We start from the raw sequence: 11,183 nt of genomic DNA on the forward strand, positions 1-11,183 counted from the left end.
GGCGTGCTGCCCGGGTTCGGCGTGCAGCGGCCCAACGACTGGGGGCTTGGCTTCGAAATCCGAGCCGGCAAGTCGCCGCACTGGACAGGCTCACGGAACTCACCTGGCACCTACGGCCACTTCGGGCAGACCGGCACGTTCCTGTGGGTCGATCCGGCGGCCGACCTGGCGCTCGTCGTGCTCACAGACCGCGATTTCGACACGTGGGCACAGGAGCGGTGGCCAGCCTTGTCGGACACGGTGCTGGAAGAATTTGCGCCGGACTAGCGCAACAGGCGTCACACAAGGCACAATAGACACGCACGACACAAAACATCCTGCCTCTCGGGTTCACCAGGTCGTTGGGGAAGACGTCCCTCGTGGAACCGAAGGAGCAGCAGATGCGTGCGTCGAATCAATTCGCCGACGTGACGAGCGGCGTGGTGTATGTCCACGCCTCGCCCGCGGCGGTGTGCCCACATGTCGAGTGGGCGTTGTCGTCGACCCTGCAGTCCAAGGCGAATCTGGTGTGGACGCCGCAGCCGGCGATGCCCGGGCAGCTGCGCGCCGTCACCAACTGGGTAGGGCCGGTGGGCACCGGCTCCCGGTTGGCCAGCGCGCTGCGCTCGTGGACGGTGCTGCGGTTCGAGATCACCGAGGACCCCAGCCCCGGAGTCGACGGCCAGCGCTTCAGCCACACCCCGCAGCTGGGCCTGTGGAGCGGGGCGATGAGCGCCAACGGCGACATCATGGTCGGCGAGATGCGGCTGCGGGCGATGATGGCGCAGGGCGCCGACACGCTGGCCGCCGAACTGGATTCGGTGCTGGGCACGGCGTGGGACGAGGCGCTCGAGGTGTATCGCGACGGCGGCGACGCCGGCGAGGTCACCTGGCTCAGCCGGGGCGTCGGCTAGGCGGTCGGTAGCGCTCGGCGGGCGTCCGCGGCGTTGGCTGAAGAGCATCCGATGCCGCGATGGGGTGGACGACGCGCTCAGGCCGGCGCGGTTCCGCCGCGGCGTCGTACCTCGGTGGAGGCTCGAATTCGGTGGAGGATCGAAATAGTGGGTAGAAGTGATGCAGCACGAGGGCGGTGACCAGGCCGTACCCGAAGTGCGGAATCAGATCACTGATCCACCCGACAACGCCCCAGGTCCGCGGGTCGGTCACCCCGAGCGCGATGATCGGCCCGTTGGTGCCAATCAGGGCCAGCGCCGTCGCTGTCAGTGTGGCGATGACTAGGCTCGGCCGCCAACCCAGCGAGTAAGCCAGGCCGAGAATCAGGCCCATTCCGATGCCGGCGGCATATCCGGTCAGCGCGCCCAGGCCCGCGAGTCGGTTGGCCAGGACGTCACCTGTTCCCGGAACCGTGAGGTGAAACAGCCTCGCCAGGGCTTCGACGGTCCTCTCGGGCGTTGTGCTCGCTGGCCGGCCCCGCACCGCGATGTCCAGGTAGGTGATCACGTTGAGCGCAGTGGTGCCTGCGGCGCCGGCCACACCGCCGATCAGCAGTCCAGGCAATACTCGGGAGATCTGATCTGCGGCGGCAGCAGTGCCGCTAAGTAGTCGCGACCAAACCCGGGCCATCGGTGTGGTTCCCATTGCCACTGCCTCCTGCTGCCCGACCAGCGTGATTTCTATTCGTGATGATAAGGGCGTAGCAAATGCGTCCGGCCCGGATAGCTTTGCGGCGCTTGCGAAGTCGTCCACGACCGGTATCCGCTGTACCGCAGCCTTCCCGCTCCGTGTGCCTGCTCGGACCCCTGGGTCACCTTCTCAATCACCCCTGCCGACTTCGTACTCGGCGCCGGCTGCCCTTCGCCTCTTCTGCCCACTCCCTTTCGACCCGCCCGATCTCGAGCGAGAGCAGCATGAGAGTCGCATTGTCGCAGTGGACTTCGTGAGCAGTGCGGTACTTCGCTGCTTCGCCGGTGGTGGGCAGGTGCGGCCGCAGGCCCTCGAACCACTCGTCGCCGACGACGCAAGGCGGATCATCAACGCGAGGTCCACGAGCCCACTGCTGGTAGGCATCTCGTGCAGCTGCCAAGCCGCTCCGCCACTGCTGAACCGCTTCGCAGCGCTGCGAATGCAAGTGCATCCTCATCTGGTGCTTACTTCTGGTGCCTTCCACCATCCCCGGGAGCACGGTATCGGCGGCCGACCTGGCAACCCCCGCGATGCCCACGGCCGACGCACCGACGACCGCACCCATTAGGCCCATCGTTGCCATGTCCATTTGCTGATCGTTCCACCCTCAAATCGAGCGCGTACTTAGCAGTCGCTTGATATAGGTGCTACTGACGAATCAAATCACCGGCGACTGCGCCGGCGCGGCTGACACCGGCATGTCGACATTGCCCTTGCACGCGCCACTCGAGATGTCGGTGTGAAAGACGCCGGTAAGGATCCCGTTCGCACCGGGCGTGTACACCGTGATGGATTTCGCCGGATCGTATTCGACCGTCCCGTCCGGAAGTAGGCAATCCCACTTCCAGCTCATCTCCCGGATCCACTGCGCGCCGTTCCAGGTGAATTCGATGGCCTGCGGCAGGTACTGGTTTTTGGGCGGCGGAGGGTCGTTCACGGTGGCGACACAGCCGCTCGTGTAGCAGCTGGTGCTGATGGAGTAGCTGGCCCGGTGGGCATATTCGCGCTGGCCGACAGCCATGCTGGTGCCCGTCTTGGCGTCGGCGGAGAGCGTCAGGATGTACTGCCCGTTCCAGACGACGATCTGGTCGGCAGCGGCATTGGCCGCAAGCCCTACCGAGCCGGCCAGAGACGCGGCCGCCAAAGCGGCAAGCGCGGTCATGCGGTGCCCGGACATCTTTCCTCCCAGGGATGGTGCTCACGCTGGTGTCAAGATGTCGGATTGGGCCCGCCTGTCGTTACATGGCGGGTGCTTTCAGGATCGGGCGGGGCGCAGAATCTGCAGCGCAGCCGGCACCGCGGAGATCTCCGCGGGTAGCGGGCAAGCGAAGTCGCCGTCGGCGTACACGTTGATGCCCGGGCACTCGACGTCGACGGTGGTGGCTCGCGCCGTGGTGACCTCGTCCAGCTCGACGTGGGTGCCTTTGATCGCGGTGGGGAAGAAGCGGACCAGCCTCGTCCGGGATCCCGACGCCACCATGGTGAGGTCGAGCAACCCGTCGGTGCGATCGGCGTTGGGGCAGATCAGCATCCCGCCGCCGTAGCTGCGGGTATTGCCGAACGCCGTCATCGTCAGGTCGGCTTCGATCTCTTGCTTGCCGTCCAGCACCAATCGGAACGGCAACATGCGCAGTTGCGAAAGCTCGGCGAACATCGCGATGTAATAGCGGGCCCGCCCGTGCGGCCAGGTCATCCGGTTGGCCCGATCGGTCACCAGCGAGTCGAATCCGGTTGCCGCCACGGTGCCGAACCACTTCTCCAGCCCGGTGCGGTCGCGGATCCGGCCCAGGTCAATGGTTTCCGTCCAGCCGTCGATGATGACGTCTGCGGCGGCCTCGGGATCCTTTGTGGGAATCCCGAACTCGCGAGCGTGATCATTACCCGTGCCGGCCGGGACGATCCCGAGCGGGACATCGGTGCCGGCCAACACCTGCAGCGCGTTGGAGATGACGCCGTCACCGCCGGTGACGACGACCGCGTCGGTGCCCTTTTCGACCGCGGCGGCAAGGAGATAACGCGCGTCTTCGGCGTCCTCTCCGACGATCTCGACGACCTCCACACCGCGGTGCTTCAACCGGGCGATCGCATGATGCGATGCGCTTACCGCCGCGCCGTGGCCCGACAGGGGATTGGTCAGCGCGGTGACCTTGCCGATCTCGCGCCGGTTCAGTCGACCGGTGATGGGATTTTCGGCCGTCACGGAATCAGCTTGCCGGGGTTGAGAATTCCGGCTGGGTCCAACGTCGCCTTGACCGCGCGCAACACCTGCACGCCCAGATCGCCGACCTCCTCGCGCATCCAGGGCCGGTGGTCGGCGCCGACGGCGTGGTGGTGGGTGATGGTCCCGCCGGTGGCCATGATGGCGTCGCACGCGGCCCGCTTTGCGGCCCACCATTGTTCGAGCGGATTGCCGCGCTGCCCGGCTACGACGGTGAAGTACAGCGAGGCGCCGGTCGGGTAGACGTGCGACACGTGGCACATCACCAGCGCGGGTGTGCCCGATTCGGCCAGCGAGGTGGTGAGCGCTTCGGTGACGGCCGCCTTGAGGGCGGGAATGTTGGACCAGTCGGTGGCGGTCTCCAGCGTCTCGCACAGCGCGCCGGCAGCCAGCATGGAGTCGCGCAGGTAGGGCGCGCTGAACCGGCCGTGCTCCCAGGTCTTGGCCGGTTCCTCGCCCAGCGACTTGCCGCCGTGGGCCTCCAGCAACGCGCGGGTCTCGGCGTGCCTGCTCTCGGTGTGCTCCTTGGTGCCCTCGAACAGGGTCAGCCCCAGACATCCACCGGTGGGCTGGTTTTCACCGATCGTCTCGTGGGTGGCCAGGTTGACTCCGGTCTCGGCCTCGTCGGAAAGCCGCACGACGGTGGGTCCGGTGCCGGTCTGGGTGATGGCACGCAGGGCCGCGACCCCCGTCGCGAAATCCGGGAAGGACCACGCCTCATAGCGCGTCGTCTCCGGGACGGGGTGCACCCGCAACCGCACCCTGGTGATGACGCCGAGGGTGCCTTCCGAGCCGATCGCCACCTGCCGCAGGTCTGGACCTGCCGCCGAGGCCGCCACCCGGCCCAGATCCCACACGCCGACCGGGGTGACCATGCGGAGCCCGATGATCATGTCGTTGAAACGGCCGTAACCCGCGGAGTCCTGGCCCGACGACCGGGTCGCCGCGAAACCTCCGATGGTGGCGAACTCGAAGCTCTGCGGGAAGTGCCCGAGCGAGAAGCCGTGTTCGCCGAGCAGTCGTTCGGCATCCGGGCCGGTGACCCCGCCACCCAATTCGGCGATGCCGGATACCTCGTCGAGCGAGTGGAGTTCGTCGAAGCGGCGTAGATCCAGCGAGATCACGGCGCTGAACTGGCCGCGGGTGGGATCCAGGCCGCCGGTGACATTGGTGCCACCGCCGAACGGGACGACGGCGATGCCGTGATCGGAGCAGTACCGCAGGATCGCGGCGACGGTGTCGTCATCACCCGGTAGCAGGACCGCGTCGGGCGCATCCTGAACGCCGGTGTCCTTTCGGCGCAGCATGTCGGGTGTGGACTTGCCGCCGGCGCGCAGCAAACGATCGCGGTCCGCGGTGCGGAAGAACTCGGCCCCGACGATCTTGGCCAGTTCATCCTGATCCGCTTGCGACAGCGACGACGGACGCAGCTTGACCTGGTCGGGCTGCAACTCGCTTTCGGCCGAATCGTCAAGGCCCACAGCCTGCTTCAGCAAAGACTTCACTCCATCGGAGAGTGGCTTGGCCGCAGCGGGATCTCCCCACGCGTTCCATTTCATCGGCGGAAGGAGTTCCTCAAGGTGCGTCATGCGTTACAGTATTACACATGTTGTCAATGAGTAATGCACCCGAAGATATCGGGGACCGCATACTTGCGGCAGCGGCGAGTTGTGTCCTCGACTTCGGTGTTGACCGGGTGACGCTCGCCGAGATCGCTCGCCGTGCGGGCGTCAGCCGCCCGACGGTGTACCGCCGCTGGCCGGACACGCAGTCGATCATGTCGGCGCTGCTGACCGGCCATCTCCTCGAGGTGATGCGCGAAGTGCCGCTGGACGGGGACGACCGCGAGGCGCTGGTCAAACAGACCGTCGCGGTGGCCGACCGGTTGCGGCGCGACGAGCTGATCATGAGAGTCATGCACTCGCAGCTGGCCAGGGTGTACATCACCGAGCGCCTGGGGGCCAGCCAGCAGTTCCTGATCGAGGGGCTGGCGGCCCGGTTGCAAGTGGCACAGCGCAACGGCAGCGTCCGCGCCGGCGATCCCCGTCAGCTCGCGACCATGGTGTTGCTGATCGCCCAGTCGACCATTCAATCCGCGGACATCGTCCGGCCGATCCTCGATGCCGAAGCTCTGGCCAACGAACTCACCTACTCACTGAACGGATACCTGTCCTGATGACTGATTCGACCGCACTGAACGCCGAGCGACGCACGGCCGACCTGACGACGCTCGCCGACGGTTCGGAGTCGCTTGATGTCGTCGTGATCGGCGGCGGTATCACCGGCGCGGGAATCGCCTTGGATGCGGCGTCGCGAGGCCTGCGGGTGGCGCTGGTGGAAAAGCAGGATCTGGCATTCGGCACCAGCCGCTGGAGTTCCAAGCTGGTCCACGGCGGCCTGCGCTACCTGGCCAGCGGCAACATCGGAATTGCCCGCCGCAGCGCCATCGAGCGCGGAATCCTGATGACCCGCAACGCCCCTCATCTCGTTCATGCAATGCCGCAGCTGGTTCCGATGCTGCCATCGATGAACCACGCCAAGCGCGCCTTGGTGCGCGCCGGATTTCTGGCCGGTGACGCGTTGCGGGTTTTGGCGGGCACGCCGTCGTCGACACTGCCGCGGTCGCGCTTCATTGCGGCGAAGCGCGTGGTGGAGATGGCTCCCACCGTTCGGCGCGACGGCCTCGCCGGCGGGTTGCTGGCGTATGACGGGCAGTTGATCGACGACGCCCGATTGGTCACAGCGGTCGCGCGGACCGCGGCCCAGCACGGCGCGCGGATCCTCACCTATGTGGCAGCGTCGGAGGCCACCGGTACGTCGGTGCGATTGACCGACCAGCGCACCGGGCAGTCGTTCGAAGTGTCGGCTGGTGCCGTCATCAACGCGGCGGGAGTGTGGGCGGGCGACATCGACTCGTCGTTGAAGTTGCGGCCCAGCCGCGGAACGCATCTCGTGTTCGACGCCGCAGCCTTCGCGAATCCGACTGCGGCGCTGACCATTCCGATTCCCGGTGAGCTCAACCGCTTCGTGTTCGCCATGCCCGAGCAGCTGGGCCGGGTCTATCTCGGGCTGACCGACGAAGACGCTCCCGGGCCGATTCCCGATGTGCCAGAGCCGTCTTCGGACGAGATCACCTTCCTGTTGGACACGGTGAACACCGCGTTGGGGACCGCGCTGGGGACCAGTGATGTCATCGGTGCCTACGCCGGTCTGCGGCCGCTGATCGACACCGGCGAAGGTCGCACCGCCGATGTTTCGCGGGACCACGCGGTGGTTGAGTCGCCGTCCGGCGTGATCAGCGTGATCGGCGGCAAACTGACCGAATACCGTTACATGGCAGAGGATGTCCTGAACCGCGCAATCAGCCTGCGGAAGCTGCACGCCGCGGATTGCCGGACCCGCAACTTGCCGTTGATCGGTGCGCCGGCCAATCCCGGTCCCGCCGCCGGGCCGGGGGGCGGGTTGCCGGCTTCGCTGGTGGAGCGCTACGGCGCCGAGGCACCCAACGTCATCGCCACCGCGAGTTGCGAACGGCCGGCTGAGCCGGTTGCCGAGGGCATCGACGTCACCCGGGCGGAGTTCGAATACGCGGTCACTCACGAAGGCGCGCTCGAAGTCGGCGACATCCTCGACCGGCGGACCCGCATTGGTCTGGTGTCACGCGATCGCGAACGGGTTGTCGCCGCGGCCGAGGAGTTCCTCAAGTAGCGCGAGTTAGCCAGCGGGTCCTTGCGGCCGAGCCGCCTGCACCCGTACATTTAGGCGAAACGATACCGTATCGCCTAATTCGAGAAGCGAGTGCGATGACTACCGAAGGCGTTCGAAGCGATCGGCCGGCCCGCAGATCGCCGCGGAGAAACCGGGGACGCTTTGATCCGTCCCTCGACGCCGCCATCCTCGAGGCCGCGCTGCAGGGTCTGGGCGCTCACGGCTACGACCGGATGAGCATGGACGACATCGCGACGCGGGCACGGGTCGGCAAGGCCGCGATCTATCGGCGCTGGTCTTCGAAGGCTGCGGTGGTCGCCGATGCGATCGCCCATTGGCGACGAGGGCTCGGGCCGATGGAGCCACCCAACACCGGCAGCCTGCGCGGTGATATCGACGCGGTGGTAGCCGCGGTGCCCGACTTCGACGAGGCGGCTTTGAGCACGATCAAGGTGATCGTCGGCGTTGCGACGGCCGCGATGCACCATCCCGTGCTTGCCGCGGCGTTGGACGACCTTGCGTTGTCCACCCCGCGCCAGGTGATCAGGGTGGTCCTCGACCAGGCGGTGGCGCGCGGCGAGATTCCCGCGAGCCGTGACTTGTCCCTGATCCCTGACGCCCTCTTGGGGCTCAACGTCCTGCGGGTGATGACGGGGCGGCCGATCGATCGCGTCTATGTGCGACGCGCCCTCGAATCTCTGTTGTTGCCGCTCGCCGCGGCCGAATAGCGCGTCTTCGCGGTCGTCCTTGCGCCCAGCCGCGCCGAGTGCCACTATCGATATAGAACGGAACCGATACGTTCCGTCTTGCGAACCCTCAATCCGGGGAGGCGAAATGAGCACGGACGTCACTCGTGTCCCGGTGCTGATCGTCGGCGCGGGCGCGGCGGGGCTCGCCGCATCCGCTCTGCTGGCCAAGTACGGCGTTCGGTCGATGCTGGTCGAGAAGCGGCGCGAAGTCTTCATCTATCCGAAAGCCCGAAACCTGAGCTTCCGCAGCCTGGAGATCCTGCGCCGGCTGGGCTTGAGCGACCAGGTCCACGCGGTTGCCGACGGCGTTTCCGGCATGGTCGTCAAGCCGACCCTGAACAGCGCGGACGAAGCGCCGGCCATGGACGTCGACGCCATCTTCGCGCCCTTCGCGGGGCTCAGCCCGGAGCCGCCCGCACAGTATTGCCCGCAGAGCAAGCTGGAGCCGATGCTGCTGGCCGACACCCGCCGGCGGGGCAGCACGGTCCGCTACGGAACCGAGCTGGCATCGCTCGAACAGGACGATGCCGGCGTGACAGTGGTCGTGCGGGAACGGGATTCGGGAGTGACCGAAACAGTGCGCGCCGAGTACCTCATCGCCGCCGACGGCGTGCACAGCCCGATTCGCGACTCGCTCGGCGTGACCACGCGTGGATACGGCGCGCTACCAATCTTCGTCATCTTCGTCTACTTCAAGGCGCCGTGGCGAAACTTCGTCCCAGATCTCCGCGACGGGGATGGCGTGCAGGTCAAAAACGCTGACGTGGAAGGGATCTTCCTGGTCGTGGAGGGCGACCTGGGCATGTTCATCACCACATACCTGCCGGGCAGAGGTGAGACGGCCGAGCAATTCACCGAACAGCGGTGCGCCGAGCTGCTCGTCAGGGCCATCGGCGAGCCGATCGGTATGGAGCTCATCGAAGTCGCATCGTGGCGGCCGTACGAGCGAGTTGCCGACCAATTCGCTTGCGGAAGAGCATTTTTCGTTGGCGATTCCGCCCACACCATGCCGCCGTTCAAGGCCGGGGGAGCCAACACCGCCATCCAGAGCGCCGACAACTTGGCCTGGAAGCTCGCCGCAGTAGTGAACGGCCTGGCCAAGCCCGCGCTGCTGAGCACGTATCACACCGAGCGGCACCCCGTCGGACGCTTCAATGCGCGCCAATCACTCACCGGGCCGTCGCTGGCGATGCTCAGGCTGGACGACGACCGACCGACATTGCCGCCGGACGAAGAGGCGCCGATGTTCGCTCTATTGGTGGGCTATCAATACCGCTCGGCTGCAGTTGTTTCTGAGGATCCCACGCCGGTGGGTCCGGAAGCCGTGTCACTGGTAGCGGAGTTGCGTGGACAACCCGGTACCCGGGTGCCGCACGTGTGGGTGCAGCATCGCGGTGAGTGTGTTTCGTCGCTCGACCTGCTCGGTTCCGGATTCACGCTGTTGACCAGCGACGAGCGGTGGCGCTCCGCCGCGGCTTCGGCCTCGGCCGCGCTTGGTGTTCCGGTCACGATGCACTGCATGCACAGCGACGAGTGGGCTGCGGCAACCGGGCTGGCGCCGGAAGGTGCGCTACTCGTCCGCCCGGACGATTTCGTCGGCTGGCGCTGCGACGAGCTGCCCGACGACCCCGAAGCCCGGCTACGCCAAGCGCTTTCGACAATCCTCTGCCGAGGGTGACTCGGCGAGCAGACGCAGAATCGCACGCGCGAAGCCCGCGCCGTGCGATTCTGCGTCTGCTCGCCAGGGTCATCCCGCCAGGCGTGGGCGGTCCAGGTGGCCGGCAATGCGATCGGCGAGGTGTTTGGGTTCACGCCTCACGTCGTGGACGATAATCGGGATAATCGTCCACCCAAGCTCTTGGATCTTGGCCAACCTTATTTTGTCCCGGAGCATCTCTTCCCGCCCCGCGTGCCAATCAATGCTTTCGTACTCGGCCGCCAGAAGAGCGTCAGGCCATGCGAAGTCGACGCGAAACTGTTCGCCATCGCGGCTATGAATCACGTATTGGAGCTCTGGGAGGGGCAATCCGTAGTCAATCATGACGAGCCGAGCCTCGCTCTCCATCGCTGACTCTGCGCGTGCGTCGGCGAATGGTAATAGTTCACGCACCGCGACGATGCCTCGACGCCCTCGCTGCTCGGCAACGGCGCGTTCGATGTCATTGCGGGTGCACCGCATTGACCGTAATGCAGCATCGAGTGTTGCAAGTGCACGTGGACGGGGCAACTGCCTTGAAACCTCTACGGCGGTCCAGGCCGGCGCGGTCGCGAGCCGGCCCGCGATCCGCTGCAGCGCGGCGCCGGTGCGTTGGTGCACCATCAGTCCCAGTGTCGGACGCATCCGTGCGCCGGGATCCAGAACGTGAACGGCGGTGGTGTTTTCCGTGTCAAACCCGTACAACGCCGCGGCTGTCCCCAGGCACGCAACGGCGTGGCGTCCCATAAAGATGTCGAGTGCGCCCAAGCGGCCCAACAGGTTTGGCTCCTGGGCTGCGTAGACCCCATACCAAACACGAACAAGTCCACCGTTCTTGACTTGAACGTCGAGCTGTTGACGGGTCATCACCGTCAGCAGTTGTGCGGTGGTGGCGAATCCGCCGAACTTCTCAAGGATTGTTAGCGCATCCGTATGCACCGCGAAAGCATGCGTGCGTTATGCCGCATCGACCAGTCACCCCTGGGGATGACGCCGCTCAGCAGACGCAGAATCGCACACGGAAGGCCTTACGTGTGCGATTCTGCGTCTGCTCGCGGTAAAAGGTGCCCTTACAGCGGGATGTTCTTGTGGCGGCCGCGGCGTGCCGGTGCCTGGGCCAGCGCTTCGGTGAGCTTGCTGCGAGTATGCGCCGGGTCGATCTTCTCGTCGACCACACCGAGGTCGATGG

At 66.3% G+C, this 11,183-nt stretch carries 13 protein-coding genes; 7 read left to right on the top strand and 6 right to left on the bottom strand.

The window, feature by feature from the left end; genetic code table 11:
* Together VML93_RS06895 and VML93_RS06900 are read left to right on the top strand one after the other, a co-directional pair.
* The coding region (locus VML93_RS06895) for a serine hydrolase (protein ID WP_325609006.1) at window positions 1–267 on the top strand (267 nt) is incomplete at its 5' end.
* A gap of 113 nt (window positions 268–380) precedes the next feature.
* On the top strand, window positions 381–893 hold the full coding sequence (locus tag VML93_RS06900) for a DUF3145 domain-containing protein (RefSeq protein WP_325609007.1): 513 nt from the start codon (window positions 381–383) through the stop codon (window positions 891–893).
* On the opposite strand, the gene VML93_RS06905 is transcribed toward VML93_RS06900, so the two are convergent.
* Window positions 874–1,578, bottom strand: coding sequence for a hypothetical protein (locus tag VML93_RS06905; protein ID WP_325609009.1), 705 nt, complete (start codon window positions 1,576–1,578; stop codon window positions 874–876). The two genes, VML93_RS06900 and VML93_RS06905, sit on opposite strands and share 20 nt — an antisense overlap.
* A 298-nt stretch (window positions 1,579–1,876) precedes the next feature.
* Here VML93_RS06905 and VML93_RS06910 point away from each other — a divergent pair, with 298 nt between their 5' ends.
* Window positions 1,877–2,191 (top strand): hypothetical protein, encoded by a 315-nt coding sequence (locus VML93_RS06910; RefSeq protein ID WP_325609011.1) that lies wholly within the window; start codon window positions 1,877–1,879, stop codon window positions 2,189–2,191.
* Between the two features lie 90 nt (window positions 2,192–2,281).
* Here the strand turns inward: VML93_RS06910 and VML93_RS06915 are convergent, their stop codons facing one another.
* From VML93_RS06915 to VML93_RS06925, 3 genes are all read right to left on the bottom strand, one after another.
* Window positions 2,282–2,800: a hypothetical protein gene (locus VML93_RS06915; protein ID WP_325609013.1), complete on the bottom strand. Its 519-nt coding sequence runs from the start codon at window positions 2,798–2,800 to the stop codon at window positions 2,282–2,284.
* 78 nt (window positions 2,801–2,878) lie between these two features.
* On the bottom strand, window positions 2,879–3,805 hold the full coding sequence (locus VML93_RS06920; protein ID WP_325609025.1) for a diacylglycerol kinase: 927 nt from the start codon (window positions 3,803–3,805) through the stop codon (window positions 2,879–2,881).
* A gap of 14 nt (window positions 3,806–3,819) precedes the next feature.
* Window positions 3,820–5,400 carry an FAD-binding oxidoreductase gene (locus tag VML93_RS06925; RefSeq protein ID WP_325609027.1) on the bottom strand — a complete coding sequence of 527 codons (1,581 nt, stop codon included), beginning with the start codon at window positions 5,398–5,400 and terminating at the stop codon, window positions 3,820–3,822.
* A 47-nt stretch (window positions 5,401–5,447) separates the two neighbouring features.
* Here VML93_RS06925 and VML93_RS06930 point away from each other — a divergent pair, with 47 nt between their 5' ends.
* The 4 genes from VML93_RS06930 to VML93_RS06945 all read left to right on the top strand — a co-directional run bounded on the left by VML93_RS06930 (window position 5,448) and on the right by VML93_RS06945 (window position 9,976).
* Complete coding sequence (locus VML93_RS06930; protein ID WP_325609015.1) at window positions 5,448–6,017, top strand: TetR/AcrR family transcriptional regulator; 570 nt, start codon at window positions 5,448–5,450, stop codon at window positions 6,015–6,017.
* Window positions 6,017–7,549, top strand: coding sequence for a glycerol-3-phosphate dehydrogenase/oxidase (locus tag VML93_RS06935; RefSeq protein ID WP_325609017.1), 1,533 nt, complete (start codon window positions 6,017–6,019; stop codon window positions 7,547–7,549). Before VML93_RS06930 ends, VML93_RS06935 begins: the two co-directional genes overlap by 1 nt.
* Before the next feature lie 95 nt (window positions 7,550–7,644).
* Window positions 7,645–8,277, top strand: a complete 633-nt coding sequence (locus VML93_RS06940) for a TetR/AcrR family transcriptional regulator (protein WP_325609019.1) — start codon at window positions 7,645–7,647, stop codon at window positions 8,275–8,277.
* Between the two features lie 106 nt (window positions 8,278–8,383).
* A complete protein-coding gene (locus VML93_RS06945; RefSeq protein ID WP_325609021.1) occupies window positions 8,384–9,976 on the top strand; it encodes an FAD-dependent monooxygenase in 1,593 nt (530 codons plus the stop codon).
* Between the two features lie 69 nt (window positions 9,977–10,045).
* Here VML93_RS06945 and VML93_RS06950 read toward each other — a convergent pair whose 3' ends face one another.
* Window positions 10,046–10,933, bottom strand: coding sequence for a hypothetical protein (locus VML93_RS06950; RefSeq protein WP_325609023.1), 888 nt, complete (start codon window positions 10,931–10,933; stop codon window positions 10,046–10,048).
* Between the two features lie 131 nt (window positions 10,934–11,064).
* The coding region (locus tag VML93_RS06955) for a hypothetical protein (protein WP_325609029.1) at window positions 11,065–11,183 on the bottom strand (119 nt) is incomplete at its 5' end.

The sequence above is a fragment of the Mycobacterium sp. genome (assembly GCF_035499775.1).
In the GTDB taxonomy this organism is placed as follows: Bacteria; Actinomycetota; Actinomycetes; order Mycobacteriales; family Mycobacteriaceae; genus Mycobacterium.